Raw genomic sequence first — 16,326 nt, forward strand, 5'->3', positions numbered from 1 at the left:
CATCAGGCGCTCTCCTTTAACCCGACGGCTCAAACCCTTCCCGGCCCGGCTCTCCCTCTCGGCGCTCGCCCACAAAAATGGGAACCGGCGCGGCACGCCGGTCCCCAAGCAACTGCGGACGGCCGGAGCCATCCCGCTCTGTGTCACTCAGCCGCGTCGAGCTGTTGCGGGTCATCGTCGCCGGCGCTTTCCCGATTTTCCTCGCCGGCGAGGAACTCGGGCAGAGGGCCCGTTTCACCCTCCTGCTCCACCGACGACGCGCTGGGGTCGGCCAGACGCAGCGGTTCCGGCAACCAGCCCGAGCCATCGAGAAGCCGCTCAGCCTCCTTGGCCATGTCAGCCTTCTTCAGGTGGTCGATCAGTTGGGCGGACGACTCGCCCTTGGCCTCCCGCACGGCCTCCAGAATGCGCGGCTTGGTGACCCGGCCGAGATAGTTGTCGACGGTCGGTCGCCAGCCAGCCTGCACCAGGTCGAGTCCGACCGCGCGCGCCAGAACATCAGCCTGGTCGAGACGCGTGCGGACACCGTGAGCGGAGACACGGCCCTGATTGTAGCGGTTGGCCGGCTCATAGACGGCATTGACCGCAAATGATGCACAGTGGGCGAACAGCGACGCCTGTGCACCACCATCGAGAGCCGTCAGCGCATCCCAGAGATCGTTCTCGCTCTTCGGCAACCGTGCCTTCCAGGCCTCATGCCGCGTCTCGACGGCCTTGGCGGAGACGCTTTCTCTCAGCCCCGGAGCTTGAGCTGGAAAGTTCGGCGTGCGAAGGCCGATCTCGAGACAGCTTCCGGATGACGCAAACCGGTAAAAAGCCGTCAGCACGAAGTTGTGCAGCACCGCCTGGAACGCGATCGCAGGATTTTCTGCCAGTGCATCCCGCAATGCCAGCGTACGATGCGCCGTCAGCTCGGTGATCAGCCGATCCGGCAGAGGCCTGGCCGCATCCTCATCATCTTCTTCAGCATCGGGAGCACTACCCGCGACCGCGATCACCGTGCGCTGGACGGAAGCGCCCTCTTCTTGACCTTCGGTCGAGAACGCACCGGCGTCCTGCCCGACGTCGCAATCAGTTGCCGGCACCTCGTCCTCTGGCCGGACGTAACCCCGGTCCACGGAGAGGCGCCCCTCGGAATCCATGCTGACGAAGACACCAGCTCGGGCGATCTCGATCGGATCGTAGAGCATCGGCCGGTTTTCGAATGCCGCCAGTGCCGCCTCGATTTCGCCGAGACGCTGGTCGATTTCGTCGGGCAGCTCGTCTGCATCCTGATAATCGGTTTCCAGCTTGGCTTGCTCGGCGTTCAGGGCATCGATGGTGGCCTGCTCCTCAGGCGAGAGATCGACAGGTTTGCCCTCGATTTCTCGTAGCCCTTGAGTGTGACCGTAAGAGAACTCTACGGCGACCGCGATCCACTTCCAGCCTTCGGCCGCGATCGTCTCAGCTTCGGCTTTGAGCTTTTCGGTCACGAGGCGGTCGAGCAACACGACGTCCTGAAGCCAGCCGCCGTCGTCGTGCTCGAACAAATCCCGCAGAACGGCGCCACCCGCGTGCTGATAGGCATCGAGGCCCACAAATTGGGCGCGGCGATCGGACCCGCGCACGGTGTTCTCGGTGAGCAAGCGCCGGATCTGGTAAGGCTCGTCATAACCGGAACGGCTGACGTTCTCCCAGACTTGCTCCTGGCGAGCGTGATCGGCTGTGACCGAGAACGCCATGAGCTGCTCGAGCGTCATGCCGTCTTCGGCATAGACCTCATGCAGCTTTGGCGACACCGACGCCAGCCGCAGCCGCTGCTTCACGATCGCAGGGTTCACGAAGTGCCGGGCGGCGATGTCTTCCTCGCTCATGCCGAGGTCGTGGAGCGTCTGGAAGGCCCGAAACTGATCGAGTGGATGCAGGCCAACCCGCTCATCGTTCTCCGCCACCGAATCGTCCGCGGCGATACCCCCTTCACGCACAACGCACGGCACCGCCTGCGTCTTGGACATCCGCTTCTGTTTCACCAGGAGCTCGAGAGCCCGATAGCGCCTGCCGCCTGCCGGCACCTCGAACATGCCGGTCTCGTTGCCATCTGCATCAACGACGGCCCGGACGCTCAGACTTTGCAGAAGCGTACGCTGCGCGATGCTCTCGGCTAGCTGCTCGATCGAGACACCGGCCTTGACGCGGCGAACGTTCGACTGGCTGAGCACGAGCTTGTTAAACGGAATGTCCCGGGAAGGCGACAGCGTGATCTTCTGTACGGCTTTCGTCATTTCGGCTCTCCACGACGGGCGACCGTGAGACTCTCTCTCGGCTTCCAACCCGTCGCGAACAGCCTTCCCTCCTCTCGCTCTCGCGCGAGGCCGAGCATCACGCCGGCTCGCGATCGGCGACAGCCGAATCCAGCGACGCGGGCTCAACGGACCTGGGAATGAAGTCGAGCAAATAGTCCGCGGCCTTGCTCGCCTGCGAGGCGGCCCGGACGATGGCCCGATTGTCTTCGCGCAGGACTTCAAGCCAGGAGCCGATATAGTCGGCATGGCGCACGGTCGGGACGATCCCGAGCGACGCGCAGCTGAACGCGGAACTCAACTCGGCGACCAGTTCTTCGAAGGCATACTTCTTCGTACCGTAGGATCCGCTCTGGTCGCGGTTGAGGCGCGAGGGATGCCCAGTCGCATGACCGAGTTCATGCAAGGCCGTGCGGTGCCAGTTGATGGGTTCGAAATAGGCCTGCGGCGGCGGGACCTGCACGTAGTCTTCGGCGGTTGCATAGAATGCACGATCTCCACCAATCCGAAATGAAATTCCGCTGCCCTTGATCAGAGCGTCGACCGTGGGTTCAATTAGGCCGGCCGGCGGTGGCGGCGCCGCGTTTGCGATCTCGTCGGGCAGCTCCTCGCACTGATCGGTGTTGAAGACGGTGAATCGTTTGAGGAATGGAATTGCCTGCGCATCTTCTCCGGTCTCGGCTGCGCGTCGCTTTTCGTCATTCGGCACAAAACGATCCGCGTAGACAACTGTGGTGCCGAGCTCTCCCTTTCGAACGTGGCCGCCAAGCGAGAGCGCCTGGCGGAAGGTGAGCCAACTTTGACCGGAAAATCCGCGCTCAATCACGGCGCCCCAGAGTATGAGGATGTTAACGCCGCTGTATTGCCGGTTAGTCGACGCATTTTTCGGCATCGCCAGCGGCGCTTTCGCCGCGGACGTACCCCAGGGCTGAACCCAGGGGACGCGTCCGGCCTCAAGCTCGGCAATGATCTTGTCGGTAATTTCGTTATAGAGGGTTGCCCGGTCCTGGCCGGCGCGCGCGCGAGCAGTAGTGTTTGACATCGCGGGTCTCCGCGACGGGCGCCGCGAGCCTCTCTCGCAACTGCTAACCCGTCGCGGAAAAACCAGCCTGCACTCTTACTCTCAGCCCTTGCGCCATCTACCGAGGGGCCTCATTCGCGATCAGGCGTGCGCCCAAGGGCGCATCGCCGCAACGGAAAATGGCACCCGGAGAGCGTGAGCATAGCGGCCCGAAGGGGCACGCGGGTCCGAGTGCAGCGACGAGATCGGTTCAATAGCGGCACCCGGGAACGGGGCAGTGATAGCGATCGCCGCAGGCGAGCCCCTTTCCCGAGTGCCCGCGGCGAGGAGCACCAAAGCTCTAGCGCGAGGGATCGAAGCCGCAAGGCCGAGACGCTGCGCGGCTCGGTTCTCGAGAGCCCGGTGCGGCCCTGGCCGCACGCGCCAAAACCTGAGCGAACGTGATGCAGGCAATGATACGAGAACCGCCCGAAATTTTCACAGAGTCTCACAATTATGGAAGAGAGGCCTGTGGGCGGAGCGAAGCGGAGGCCACTAAGGGTCGCGAGACCCGGCAAAGAGGCACCCGCAGGAGGGTCAGCATAGCGCCGACGCGTAGCGGCGGGACCCGGGACCGAGTGCAGTCGCGAGACCGGTTAAAAAGGCACCCGAGCTCGGGGCAGTGATAGCGACGCCGGCATGCAATGACGGTGGGACCCGAGAGCGAGTGCCTCCGGCGAGCGACTCGATGCGGATTTACGTCTGCTTGGTATCAATTTTGCTTTTGTGATATCGTCTCACCCGTGCGCATGTCTATGCACGGCGTGGGCATGTTCACTGAGAGCCAATTCTTACAGAGGACGACATGGCCAAGAAAGCGAAGAAGGCAAAGAAGACCGCGAAGGCAGCTACCAAGAAGGTGGCAAAGAAGACTTCAAAGAAAAAGAAGTAGTCATATGGGCTGCTGATATATTGCCGCCTCCGGGGCGAAACCCGGATGAAGAGCGAGACCTCCCAAAGGATATGAAGCGTCCTTTGCAGCCGTTTGGTATCGCGGCACGCTAAGATAAGGCCGGACCTTTGTGCAGGTGGCTGCTGCATAAAGGTCCGGTTTTGCGTTTCTGCCCCGCGAGGGCGTGATCTGCTCGTGCGCGAGGGATCGAAGCCGCAAGGCCGAGACGCTGCGCGGCTCGGTTCACGAGAGCCCGGTGCAGCGGCAGCCGGACGCGCTAAACGGACAAGGAGACCTGAGCTCGGACGTCTGAAGGATCGGAAAACGGTTTCTCTAGTTCGTTCTTGCCCACCCTAGCACCTCGCCAAGCTGAATATTCCGCCTTCGAAAAACCACGAGATCCCACGATTCCGAATCCCCGTCGTGTGCTAGCGATAGGGAACGTCTGCGGGACTAAACGATTCGTCTCAGCGTGGGAGAACCTTTCAATGCTGATGACCAAGCAGAGACGGCCGGCGATCCGCACCCTGCGCGGTTGGGCGATCAACGTGCTGAACGAAGCCGGCGCCATCCGCGAGTGCGAGGAGCACGGTTGGATGCAAGACCGCGCCGATCCGCATGCACGAGAGCGCGCCTTCGATATCGCCCGTCAGGACCCGCCAGCAGACGTCTCCCCTCAAGCAGCGGAGGCCGCAATTCGCGACGTGCTGGACTCGATTGGTGATAGCTGCCCAGAATGCGCCCCTGACGAGGAGGACCGACGCTAAACATCGACGCCAGCCCGTCTCCTATTCAGCGGCCTAGCCGTTTCTCCACACGCTTGCGCGCGTTGCCGACCTTTTTGACAGCCTTCTTCACCGCCGACGCCGACTTTCGCGTCTTCTTCGCCTCGTACTGCACTTCGTAGTCCTGCCCGCCGGCCACCCGTGCCCGGTCCTGCTTTCGCCCGCGCGCCGTCTTCGACTTCTTAGCTGCCGCCATGGATACCTCCTGTTCGTGGCGTCGAGGCAACGCAACAAGGATTCGCTGGTTCCGGAACGATTCGAACTGTGCCAATTTGAATCGCCTGTAGCGTGGAGTTCTTCAGTGGCGTTTCAGCGTAACAAGCCGGCGGCCATCGGCGTCAAGGCGCCCTTTCCCGGCTTCATCGAACCGGCCCTGGCCACCTCGATCGAGAAGGTGCCATCCGGAGAGCGCTGGATTCACGAAATCAAGTTCGACGGCTACCGTGTTCAGGTCCATCTGGCCAACGAGACGGCGAAGATCTTCACCCGGCGCGGCCACGATTGGACGCATCGCTTCAAGAAGGTCGCTCATGATGCCTGGCGGATCAAGGCGAACTCGGCGGTGGTGGACGGCGAGATCGTGGTACCTGCCGCCGACGGCACGACCGACTTCTCGGTCCTGCAGAACGAGCTCAAGGGCAAGTCGAAGCGCATCGTGCTCGTCGCGTTCGATCTGCTCTATCTGAACGGCCGAGATATCCGCAAGCTTCCGCTCCTTCAGCGCAAAGCCGAACTCAAGAAGATTCTAAGCGGCACCGACATCCAGTTCAGCGAAAGCTTCGAGATAGACGGCCGCGAGATGTTCGCGCACGCCTGCAAGCTCGGCCTCGAAGGCGTCGTCTCGAAGGTCCGGGGCAGCGCCTATCGGGCGGGACGCACGAATGATTGGGTCAAAAAGACCTGCGTACAGCGTGAGACGTTGACCATTGCCGGCTTCGCACTCGATGGGACGAAGTGGGACGGCATCTACGTCGGCCGGCGCAAGGGCGACGATCTGGTCTATGCCGGCAAAGTCGACCACGGCTTCGACAAGGTCTCGGCCGCCGACCTGCAGAAACGGCTTAAACCCCTCATCCGAAAGACCCAGCCTTATACCAAGCGCATCGGCCACAAGGGCATCTGGGTCGAACCCAAACTTCTGGCCGAGATCGAGTATCGCGCGAAGTCGGCCGAGGGAAAGGTCCGCCACCCGTTCTTCCGGGGCTTGCGGGAGGACCTGTAATGGATGCATTCGATCGCTTCTGGCAGTGGGCGAACAAGCCCCCCGAAAGTCCGCTGACGATTCCGGCCGAGCTGCATCAAGCGGTCATGGAGCTCGCTCCCAAGGAGCGAGGGGACCGCACCACGGTGAACCGAGCCGCAGCGCGCGCACCAGACCCCGAGCGATGATCGCTTGACGGCAACCCTTTGCCTTCCCTCGGTGCCGCCGAGCAAGAACTGCCAAGAAACTAACTCCGCGCACGCTGCAGCGCAGCTTCCAATCGCTCCCTCTCCTTATTCCAGCGATCGTCTTCGGTTTGCGATCTCTTCGCGAGAGCCTCAACCTCGGCCTGGATGGCGGCAGCCCGCTTCGCGTGCTCCTGCTCCGCCTTGTCCAGCGCAGCCTGCGCCTTGTCGACCGCCTGCTGACGGCGCTCACGTTCTCTCTTCCTGGCGGCCTCCCCCCTCGCCCGTTCACTCTCCCGGCGCCTCTCCTCCCGTTCGTAGGCAAGCGCAGCCTTCCGCTCGGCCGTCTTGTCGACGGGACGTGAGGAAGGCTTCTTCGCAATTTGGCCCTTCGATTTGCGCGGGGCGTTCGTCGATCTTCTGTCCCCGCCGAGATCGGAGGGCAGTTCGGCTTGCTCGCTGAAGGATCGGTTGGATCCGACCGGGCGCCTGAGAACGACGCCCGGCTTCTTCATGGCCGCAGCGATGACGTCCGGATCGTCGCTTTCCTTCGCCGCGCCCTGGTGGAAGAGATTGCTGTTGGCGCCCCAGGCTTCGAGGGCCGCTTTCATGGAAGGAGCGGCGATCGCCAGATCGAAGAAGCCCAGCGAAGTCTGAAAGGTTTTCAGTTTTCTCGCCATCGGTCTGATCCGCCCTCCTTAATCGAGCGTCAACGTCGCATGCCACGAAGCCTGCGGAACACGACGCGGCCCCGAAGCGTTCCCTGATCCTTGAAGGACGTCCATGCATTTCGCAACGTGCTCTTAAGGATTGGCCTCGAATGAGCCGGACGTCGACCCTGCCGAAGCGCCTGCAGCCGATGCTCGCTACGCTCACCGACGCGCCGTTCGACGATCCCGGCTGGGTTTTCGAGGACAAGTATGACGGCTTCCGGATGATCGCGGAAATCCGGCGAGGCAAGGTTGCGCTCTACAGCCGAAATGGCAAGATCATCAGCCGCAGCTATATCGAGGTCGCCAAAGCGCTGGAGGGCGTGAAGGGCGATGCCGTGATCGACGGGGAGCTCGTCGCGATCGGAAAGGACGGCGTCTCGCATTTCCAGTTGCTTCAAAACGCGCTGCGCCATGAGGCGAAGCTCCTGTATTGCGCCTTCGACCTCATGTTCGCAGACGGTGAGGACCTGCGTGCACTGCCGCTCCTTGAGCGCAAGCAGCGGCTAAAGGCCATCCTGCCGCGCCACAAGCTGATCTCGTTCAGCAACCACCGCAAAGCCAAGGGAACGCAGTTCTTCGCAGAAGCCGAGCGGAGACATCTCGAAGGTATCATGGCCAAGCGCGCCGACAGCCCGTACGCGTCCGGACGCCGGACCGCCGACTGGCTGAAGGTGAAGACCGCGCAGCGGCAAGAGGTCGTGATCGCTGGCTTCACGGCGCCGAGGCGAACCCGGCCTTTCTTCGGCGCTCTCGTCCTCGCGGTACGCGAAGGGGATGCATGGCGGTACATAGGCCACGTTGGCACCGGCTTCAGCCACCAAGTTCTCGAAGAGCTTCACGGCAAGCTCATGAAGCTCAAAACCGCCAAGTCACCGTTCCCTGCCAAGGTGAAGGATGAGCAGGTCACGACCTGGGTGCGTCCTGCGTTGGTCGCAGAAGTGAAGTTCGCGGAGTGGACCAGCAAGGGCGAGCTGCGCCAGCCGGTCTATCTAGGGCTGCGGGCCGACAAAACCGCGAAGGACGTCGTACGCGAAAAGAAGTGGTCGCGAAAATAGCGCCGCCAAACGAAGCGTACGACCTGTTCAGCCGGCGTCGCGCTCGGATGTCGAAGGCCAGGGCGGCAGGGGCGGCAGCCCGAGAGCCTTGCGTACCGGTCCGAACGACCGCCGGTGAGCTGCGCAGGCGCCAAGTCTGGCGAGCGCATCATAATGAGCCGGCACCGGGTAGCCCTTGTGATCCGCGAAGCCGTAGCCGGGGTGTCGCGCGTCGAGCGTCCGCATGACGGCGTCGCGCTCGACTTTCGCGAGGATGGAGGCGGCCGCGATGCTGGCGGACTTGGCGTCGCCTTTGATGATGGCCTGCTGAGGAATATCGATTTCCTTCAACCGCTTCGCATCGATCAGCAAGTGCTGCGGCGTCAAGCCTAGCCGCCCGACCGCACGCTGCATAGCCTGAATGCCCGCCCAATAGATGTTGATCGCGTCGATCTCCTCGACCTCGACGAACGCCACAGACCAACACTCCGCCTTTTCCTTGATCTCCTTGGCGAGTTCTTCGCGAGCCGCGGCGTCGAGTTTTTTCGAGTCGTCAATCCCGACGATCCGCGTGCCGGGTTTCAGGATTACGGCACCGGCGGAGACCGGCCCGGCGAGAGGGCTCATTCCAGCCTCGTCCACACCTGCCACGGCATAATGGCCGCTTTCCCAGAGAGAGGTCTCGAAGCGGGGCATCTTGCGAAGGCGCTGCCCTTCGGACCTATTTTCGAAGCGGCGTTTATCGATCGAAGCCAGGATGGCTCGCGCCCCGGCGCGGGTGTCGGCCCGTAAGATCTGCTCGACGCTGGCCTCGAGCGGTCTTTTCTCGACGACATAGCGCTGACGCAATACATCGAGTGAGTACTGGGACATTACGGCCTTCGTGAAGATTGACTGTTGGGGAGCATGTCAGTGAACTTTATGGCGATTGTCTGAAGTAGCTATACAGCCTCACCGACCGCGCAACGCCCTCTCAAAAGGAACCCGGCCAGCTCTCCCGCGCGGGTTCGGCCTCCATTTCCTCGCTATATTGTCGCTCGCCGGCTCGGTAGAAGGACCCGTGCTCAGTCGCCGTCCCGAGTAGATCGGGGCCGGCATGGCCGCAAACAAGGTAACGGTATGCTTGGGGCTGCGGGGCAAATCGACAGTCCGGGACTATCAAACCGCTGCTCCCATTTGGCGGATTTTTCTTCCCTCAGTCGCTACCTCAAGACGCGTTTGCTCTTGCGCGTTCGCGCGCCTCGCGCCGACGTTCACGTCTTTCGCGCCGTCGCTTGGCACGATCGGCGGGCTGCCGCAACGGAGGAACAGGCGCCGGCGAGGTCGCACTCGTCTCCAGAACTAGAGGCGCCTCGGCCCTTTCCAAGGCCGTTGGCCGCGCTTCCATCAATTCGAGCAACGTCCGTCCTTTAGACGTGATCTTCCATCCTCCGCTTATCCGTTCGACCAATCCTTGTGAGAAGATGTCGAGGTCGGGCACTCTCGCCGCGAGGCGCCTGGTCCGGTCCGCCCAGTCGCGGCCACTCGTTGCCAGGATGGCCATATCCCTCTTGAGGTCCTCCATCACGGCAAAGCCGTCCGGATAAGCTACCAAAATCTTCAGGACGGTGACTTGAAAGTTCACGCTCGCCCCGCGATCAGCGCCACATCGTCGGCGCGTGCGAGAGGGCGTCGCGACCAATCTGTTTGAGACCTTCGGAAGAAATCTCGCCTCTCGTCGCAGCCTCTAGGATTTTCGAGGCAACGTGGGCACGTGCCCCGGTCTCGCGGTCCGAGACGCTTTCACAGACTTCATCGAGAACCGCGCGCAAAAGCGCGGTGGTTGCCGTATCGAACATAAGCTGCCCCCTAAGGGAAAATCTAATCCTAACGCGGTTTCGTCAGCTTCGGGATTCAAACATGTTAAACTTTGCTGACGGTGCACTGCACCCATAGCTGCGTCTCGCCCCCAATGGATCGCCTCGCTGGCCGAAGCCCCCAAAACCGAGCTGATCAGGCTGAAAGACTATGCTGCCCAAACACTCCCCGAAGGCAAATCACGCAACTTGATAAACTTCCGCAGTGGCGTGGGCTGCAGCGCGCAAAGTGTCCCCTCTCATTGCAAATCGCGAGGTCGACGGCTCTATGCGCCGTTGGTTCGGCTTCCCGGCTGTCTCCTTTCTGCCGGTCAGCGCGATAGTCTCACGCGACCTCGTCGAGATGGGATTTACGATCCGCCAGAGCCTGCGCGATGACGAAGGAGCGACCGTCTGGCGTGCCCGGATGCTTCACGACACCTAAGCCGACTTCCTCTGGGGCTTGGCAGCCGGCTTCTTCACCGCGGCCTCTTTCGCCGGCTTCTTGCCCGCGATCGGCATCAGCATTTCCTTCTGCCCAGCGGCCGCCTTGCGCGGCTTCTTGCTCGATTTCTTGGGTGCCTCTGTCGCGGCCTCCTCTCGTCCGAGGCTCTTGCGCAGCGCGTCCATCAGGTCCACGACGTTCTCACCTCGAGGACGCGCTTTCGCGGTAATGGGTTTGCCAGCGCGCTTCTGATTGATGAGATCGATGAGGGCGGTTTCGTACTGGTCTTCGAACTTGTCCGGCTCGAAATGGCCCGCCTTTTGATTAACGATGTGTTTGGCGAGATCGAGCATTTCCTTGGTGACTTTGACGTCCTGGATTTCGTCGAAATACTCATCCGCGGACCGGACTTCGTAGGGGTAGCGCAGCAGCGTGCCCATCAGTCCCTTGTCGAGAGGCTCCAACGCGATGATGTGCTCGCGATTGGTCAGCACCACACGGCCGATCGCGACCTTGTTCATCTCGCGGATGGTTTCCCGAATGACGGCGAAGGCATCGTGCCCGACCTTACCGTCGGGACGCAGGTAGTAGGGGCGAATGAGATATCGCGGATCGATCTCGCTGCGGTCGACGAACTCGTCGATCTCGATGGTGCGCGTCGATTCCAGCGCGACGTTCTCAAGCTCCTCCTTGGTCACCTCGATGAAGGTATCAGTATCAACCTTGTAGCCCTTGACGATGTCCTCGTTGTCGACCTCTTCGCCGGTGTCGGCGTCGACCTTGGCGTACTTGATCCGATGGCCAGTCTTTCGGTTCAGCTGGTTGAACGAGACCTTTTCGGATTCAGAGGTGGCCGGATAGAGCGCGACCGGACAGGTGACGAGGGAAAGACGCAGAAAGCCTTTCCAATTAGCGCGGGGGGCCATGCCGGGGAACTCCGATACTGATGTCGGATTCAAGACGAACCAACCGGCTTGGTTCCGACATCGCGACCCGTCCCATGGGAGGATTTTTCTCAACAGCTGCCCTAGTCGGACTCGACATTTGTTCTTGTTATGTTCTAATTCAGGCATGACCGACCGACCCGCGAGCTGGCGCATGCCGACCCCGAAGCAGATGGAAAAGCTGGCCGCCGAAGCCGCCCGTAGGCCCAGCCGTTCCACTGCGGCTCCAGAGGCGCCGTTTCCAGCCGAATACTGGGAATCGGTCCTCAAAGACCCTCGCGCCGGCACGACCGAGGCCCAAATGCGGCAGCGGCGTCTTTCCGAAATTCAGCACCACGTGCTCCGCGTCTCCTGTCGCCGCTGCGAGCGGACCGTGGAAATCCAGACCGCCGATGCCGTCCGCTTGTATGGCGCCAACGCGCTCTGGAAGGACATGGCGCAGCGGTTGCTCGACAACACCTGCCAGCAGCGCACCGGCAGGCATGAAGAAGACGGGTGCTGGCCAGCGTTCGAGACGTCGTAGCCGCTCTGCATTTGCCGATCCGATCTTTTTGCGCGGATGTCCGGATGGCCCCAAAGTATCACCCTACGCCCCTGTCGGGCGGCGATCGCAAGGCTCTGGCAAAAGAGCTCGGCAAGGCACGCGCGATGGCTAACATCCTGGCTACCCAATCGGCGGAGATGCGGGCCAAAGGCGAGGCAATGATCCAGCAAGCCGATAGGCTGCTTTGCGAAAGCTGGAACGAGCGGATGTGGAGTGACGGCGAACCGATCGATCCGTCGCCGACCATCGATCAGGCTGTGAACGGAGGCTTCCCCTGGCTGGAGATCAGGTGCGCGCGCTGCAAGACGCCGAGCGACGTGGACCTCGCGGCGATGAAGCACCCGCCGACCACCTTCGTGCACGATCTCGCCAGCCGGCTGCGCTGCCGCAAATGCGCCAAGGCGGGCCGGCGTCCATCCGCGACTCTGCTACAGTTGACATGGCAGCCGCGCCACCCTCGAACCGAATCCTGACGATGTGCAATCTCTATTCGATCACGACCAACCAAGCCGCGATCAGCGCGCTGTTCCGCGTCGTGAACCGATACGTCGGCAACCTGGCGCCGATGCCCGGCGTATTTCCCGACTACAAGGCACCGATCGTGCGCAACGGCGCCGAGGGCCGCGAACTCGCTACGGCACGATGGGGGATGCCATCGTCATCAAAGGCGCTGATGGACGCCACGAAGAAACGAGCCGAGAAGCTGCAGGCCAAAGGCAAGGCAGTGGATTTCAAGGAATTGCTCAGATTGGAGCCGGACGGCGGGACGACCAACATCCGAAATGTAAAGAGCAAGCACTGGACGAGATGGCTGGGAACCGAAAACCGCTGCGTGATGCCGTTCAACTCCTTCAGCGAGTTCAACAAGGCCGAGGGCGGCGATATCTGGTTCGCGCTCGATGAGACCCGTCCCCTCGCATGCTTCGCCGGCATATGGACCAACTGGACGTCCGTGCGGAAAGTCAAGGAAGGTGAGACGACCAACGACCTCTACGCATTCCTCACGACGGAGCCGAACGCCGAGGTCGGTGCCATCCATCCCAAGGCAATGCCGGTTATCCTGACAACTCCGGAAGAAGTCGAGACCTGGATGACGGCTCCTCCAGGTGAGGCCCTGAAGCTGCAGCGGCCGCTTGCCGACGAAACACTCCGGATCGTCGCCCGGGGCGTCAAGGAAGACTTGCCTGGGTCGCCGGCGTCATCGGCAAAACCGACGACCGGGCAAGGCCGAACCACGGGGACGTTGGATTCGAGGTGCCCCTTGAACGAGCGATCGTCGTTTGCGGCGGCGATCTAAGCTAAGGGCGATCCTTTCCAAGCGTTTCGAGGGCTACTTGCCGTTGCTGAACCACGTATCGGTCACTACAATGTACGGTTGAAGAAACGATGGGGGGCTATGATGGATCGAAGGACCACGCTCGCGGCCAGAATGGCCGTTGTAGTAATTCTTACGCTTTTGGGACTAAGGCAAGCTGCTGCTGACGACTGGGCGATTACGGGCTATGTTCTCACGCCCAACGGCATCACTACCGACAGTACGCTTGTAGTTTCGGGGCAAAAGATCAGCGCGATTAGTAACGGGACGGTGGCGCCGTCGCTGTCAACATCAATCAAGGTGCCAGGTATCATACTTCCCGGCTTCATAGACCTGCACAATCACCTCACCTGGAACATTTTGCCCCGTTGGGTCCCTGGAAGAAAATTTGCCGATCGATACGAATGGCAGGATACCGCTGAATACGATCGCTTCTTGGTGACACCTCACAACCTGGCGCTTGCAGCAGCCGCATGTGAGTCGGAGATCTACGCCGAAATTAAAGCGCTTGCGGGCGGGGCAACTTCGGTTGTGGGTAGCTTGCTGCCGATCGGTCACCCCGAAAATGCGAAATGCGCGAAAGGTCTAGCGCGGAACCTTGACACCGCATCAGGCCTTCCCTTCACGCCCCCCGCTGCCAATGATGTGTGCAACAAAGGGAGCGGGTCTGATGCACCGATCGATGTAGTCGACCATGAAGTCTTCCCGCTGGAATTGCCACACACCCGTCTCGACTATCTTCTCTGCGAACTCGGAACCGGAAGCTTACGTAGCCTCATCGTTCATCTTTCCGAAGGCAATCCTCAGGACTCAGGTGCGCATAGAGAGTTCACGATGTTCAGCAAGAGCGCCTCGCTTCCGGCCGGATTGGTTTTCGTACATGGCACCGCGTTGCGGCCAGAGGACTTCGCAAAATTTTCAACCAACGTCGGTCTAGTTTGGTCTCCCCGAAGCAACGACGAACTTTACGGATCGACAACCAACATAGACTCCGCCCAATTCGCCAACGTCACAGTCGCGATCGCTCCGGATTGGGGCCCTTCCGGCAGCGCAGGAATGGTGCAGGAGTTAGGCTACGCAGCACGCCACCACTTCGTCGCGTCGGATAAGCTGATCAAGATGGCAACGTCGTCGGCAGCTAAGATATCGCGTTTGGACACCTACATCGGCAGTCTTGAACCTGGAAAGATGGCGGATTTTATCGTCGTCGACGCAAAGATCGACACCGCGGCGAAGAGTCCTTTGGATCCTGTCGTCAAGGCGACCCCAGCCGACATCAAGTTGGTCGTCGTAAACGGTCAACCCGTCTACGGAGATCCAATGCTGATGGCGCAATTGTTACCAACTGGATCCAAGCTCGACGCTCTCACAGTTTGCGGCTCCCCGAAGGCGGTTTACCTCGGACAAAGTGGCGCGGTCGATCTTGGGAAGAACTTAGCTGAGATTCAAGCTACGCTGAACGCCGCGCTGGCGAAGGGCGGCTCCGCGCTTCCGGACATCGAATGTTATTGAGAGCTTCTAGGTGTAGACATGTCTCTATCGAGAGATTCAATCAAGTGGGCGATCGCCAATGTCACCGCGCATTCCGACGGAGATCTATTTCCACGGGTAACCGAAATCGAAGCCATTTCAGACCTAGCGGACGATTTCGTTAATCTGATTGAAGGTAAGCCTCTGACGGAATTTACACCTGGCGCGCATCGTCGCTTCATCGTTCCAAAAGACGAGGTGTCATACAGGCAGGCCACACAACTAGACCCACAAGACAACATCATCTTAAGTTCTGTGCTTCACCAGTATGGCGAAGGCATCGAGAACCGGCGCGGACCTCCGTCCAAGATATTCAGCTATCGCTTCCATCCGACAGAGCAACACGGCCTGTACGACCGCCACTCATCCTGGAACGAATTCTGGAATACTGCTGCGGAACGCGGCCTCGAGTCTGGCAGCATACTCTACTGCGATATTTCAGACTTCTATAATCAGATCTATCATCACACATTAGAAAATCAGCTAATCGCGTCTGGTTTTCCTAACCAAGTAACGAAGTGGATCATCACCTTGATGGAATCCACTACAGCTGGCGTGTCTCGAGGCGTGCCCATTGGACCTCATGCGGCTCATTTGCTCGCGGAAGCATCACTAATTCCGGTAGACAACAGCATGAGCAGCGTCGGCATGAACTTCATTAGATACGCGGACGACATCATCATATTTGACGACAACCTTAGTGATAGCAAGCGATCGCTTGGACGCCTCGCAACCATTTTAGACAAGCAGCAACGCCTGACTTTACAGAAGCACAAAACCAGATTTTTTCATTCTAGCGACTTTTCCAGATATTGCGCAGGAATGATCGAAGATCGGCCGATCAATAGCGAGGAAGCACAGATCCTGCATATCGTTCGACGGTACTCAGGCGGAGATCCGTATCGCACAGTCTCTTACGATGAGATACGACCGGAGGATTGGACCGCATTCTCGGAGGGAATGCTGAAAAGCGTGATTGAAGATTATATCGCAACGGCCGAGACTGACTTCATTCGTCTTCGTTGGTTCTATCGACGCTTGGCGCAAATTGGCCACCCCGGCGCAATTAGGGTGTCTCTCGACAACATTGAGCGCTTGACGCCCTGTTTCGCCAGCATTTGTTCTTACCTAGCATCCGTGCAAAACATTTCTCAAAATGACTGGCTAGGTATCGGCGCGAAGTTCATCGAACTTTTGGAAACGGAGTCGATCGCCGAAAGTGAATACTTTCGATTGTCGATTTTGAGTCTTTTCTCACGAAATTCCTCAATTAACCATTTCTCGGAGTTGGCAAAGCGGTACGCCGGAAGCGACCCTTTTGCGAAGCGCGAAATTTTGCTTGCCGCGAAAACGAGCAATGCGACCGATTGGCTCCGGGAGTTCAAGGAAGATTTTGAGGGGATGGATGCCTGGCAAAAGCGCGCGTACCTTTATTGCACGCAGCTGTTCCCTGCTGACGAACGCAAATATTTCATCAATAGATGGACGTTTTCTCGCCCGTTCGATGCAATCGTCGCCAAATGGGCCAAACGAGGCGGCTAGATATCTACACTTCTTACTTGCG

At 60.2% G+C, this 16,326-nt stretch carries 17 protein-coding genes; 9 read left to right on the forward strand and 8 right to left on the reverse strand.

Translation table 11 applies throughout. The features are described 5' to 3' along the window. Positions 1-143: 143 nt before the first annotated feature. The gene (locus XH81_RS31800) at positions 144-2,261 is read right to left on the reverse strand and encodes a ParB/RepB/Spo0J family partition protein (RefSeq protein ID WP_271596700.1); all 2,118 of its coding nucleotides are present in this window, start codon (positions 2,259-2,261) and stop codon (positions 144-146) included. A 97-nt stretch (positions 2,262-2,358) separates the two neighbouring features. Continuing rightward, the gene (locus XH81_RS31805; protein ID WP_271596701.1) at positions 2,359-3,321 is read right to left on the reverse strand and encodes an ArdC family protein; all 963 of its coding nucleotides are present in this window, start codon (positions 3,319-3,321) and stop codon (positions 2,359-2,361) included. A gap of 1,398 nt (positions 3,322-4,719) precedes the next feature. On the opposite strand from XH81_RS31805, the gene XH81_RS31810 reads away from it, so the two are divergent. Next, positions 4,720-4,998 (forward strand): hypothetical protein, encoded by a 279-nt coding sequence (locus XH81_RS31810; RefSeq protein ID WP_271596702.1) that lies wholly within the window; start codon positions 4,720-4,722, stop codon positions 4,996-4,998. A 25-nt stretch (positions 4,999-5,023) separates the two neighbouring features. On the opposite strand, the gene XH81_RS31815 is transcribed toward XH81_RS31810, so the two are convergent. Beyond that, positions 5,024-5,212: a DUF3606 domain-containing protein gene (locus XH81_RS31815; protein ID WP_271596703.1), complete on the reverse strand. Its 189-nt coding sequence runs from the start codon at positions 5,210-5,212 to the stop codon at positions 5,024-5,026. A 105-nt stretch (positions 5,213-5,317) separates the two neighbouring features. Between XH81_RS31815 and ligD (XH81_RS31820) the strand changes: the two genes are divergently transcribed. Both ligD (XH81_RS31820) and XH81_RS31825 read left to right on the forward strand, forming a co-directional pair. Continuing rightward, positions 5,318-6,238: a non-homologous end-joining DNA ligase gene (ligD, locus tag XH81_RS31820; protein ID WP_271596782.1), complete on the forward strand. Its 921-nt coding sequence runs from the start codon at positions 5,318-5,320 to the stop codon at positions 6,236-6,238. Then, positions 6,238-6,405 (forward strand): hypothetical protein, encoded by a 168-nt coding sequence (locus XH81_RS31825; protein WP_271596704.1) that lies wholly within the window; start codon positions 6,238-6,240, stop codon positions 6,403-6,405. The genes ligD (XH81_RS31820) and XH81_RS31825 overlap by 1 nt, the downstream gene beginning before the upstream one ends. Before the next feature lie 59 nt (positions 6,406-6,464). Here XH81_RS31825 and XH81_RS31830 read toward each other — a convergent pair whose 3' ends face one another. Beyond that, complete coding sequence (locus XH81_RS31830) at positions 6,465-7,082, reverse strand: cell envelope biogenesis protein TolA (protein ID WP_271596705.1); 618 nt, start codon at positions 7,080-7,082, stop codon at positions 6,465-6,467. Between the two features lie 140 nt (positions 7,083-7,222). Here XH81_RS31830 and ligD (XH81_RS31835) point away from each other — a divergent pair, with 140 nt between their 5' ends. Beyond that, the gene (gene ligD / locus XH81_RS31835) at positions 7,223-8,170 is read left to right on the forward strand and encodes a non-homologous end-joining DNA ligase (protein WP_271596706.1); all 948 of its coding nucleotides are present in this window, start codon (positions 7,223-7,225) and stop codon (positions 8,168-8,170) included. A 27-nt stretch (positions 8,171-8,197) separates the two neighbouring features. Here the strand turns inward: ligD (XH81_RS31835) and XH81_RS31840 are convergent, their stop codons facing one another. From XH81_RS31840 to ku, 4 genes are all read right to left on the reverse strand, one after another. After that, a complete protein-coding gene (locus XH81_RS31840; protein WP_271596707.1) occupies positions 8,198-9,022 on the reverse strand; it encodes a ribonuclease HII in 825 nt (274 codons plus the stop codon). Between the two features lie 334 nt (positions 9,023-9,356). After that, the gene (locus tag XH81_RS31845) at positions 9,357-9,773 is read right to left on the reverse strand and encodes a hypothetical protein (protein WP_271596708.1); all 417 of its coding nucleotides are present in this window, start codon (positions 9,771-9,773) and stop codon (positions 9,357-9,359) included. 13 nt (positions 9,774-9,786) lie between these two features. After that, positions 9,787-9,987, reverse strand: coding sequence for a hypothetical protein (locus XH81_RS31850; RefSeq protein WP_271596709.1), 201 nt, complete (start codon positions 9,985-9,987; stop codon positions 9,787-9,789). 438 nt (positions 9,988-10,425) lie between these two features. Next, positions 10,426-11,355, reverse strand: coding sequence for a non-homologous end joining protein Ku (ku, locus tag XH81_RS31855; protein ID WP_271596783.1), 930 nt, complete (start codon positions 11,353-11,355; stop codon positions 10,426-10,428). Between the two features lie 145 nt (positions 11,356-11,500). On the opposite strand from ku, the gene XH81_RS31860 reads away from it, so the two are divergent. The 5 genes from XH81_RS31860 (at position 11,501) to XH81_RS31880 (ending at position 16,304) form a co-directional block, all read left to right on the forward strand. Next, positions 11,501-11,896, forward strand: coding sequence for a hypothetical protein (locus tag XH81_RS31860; RefSeq protein WP_271596710.1), 396 nt, complete (start codon positions 11,501-11,503; stop codon positions 11,894-11,896). 44 nt (positions 11,897-11,940) lie between these two features. Next, positions 11,941-12,390: a hypothetical protein gene (locus tag XH81_RS31865; protein ID WP_253587629.1), complete on the forward strand. Its 450-nt coding sequence runs from the start codon at positions 11,941-11,943 to the stop codon at positions 12,388-12,390. 2 nt (positions 12,391-12,392) lie between these two features. Continuing rightward, on the forward strand, positions 12,393-13,214 hold the full coding sequence (locus tag XH81_RS31870) for an SOS response-associated peptidase (RefSeq protein WP_271596784.1): 822 nt from the start codon (positions 12,393-12,395) through the stop codon (positions 13,212-13,214). Positions 13,215-13,346: 132 nt separating this feature from the next. Next, positions 13,347-14,744, forward strand: coding sequence for an amidohydrolase family protein (locus XH81_RS31875; RefSeq protein WP_271596711.1), 1,398 nt, complete (start codon positions 13,347-13,349; stop codon positions 14,742-14,744). 18 nt (positions 14,745-14,762) lie between these two features. Continuing rightward, entirely contained in the window at positions 14,763-16,304 is a 1,542-nt protein-coding gene (locus tag XH81_RS31880) for an RNA-directed DNA polymerase (protein ID WP_271596712.1), read from the forward strand. Positions 16,305-16,326 lie beyond the last annotated feature (22 nt).

The organism is Bradyrhizobium sp. CCBAU 25360, from assembly GCF_028128695.1.
Classification (GTDB): Bacteria; Pseudomonadota; Alphaproteobacteria; order Rhizobiales; family Xanthobacteraceae; genus Bradyrhizobium; species Bradyrhizobium ottawaense.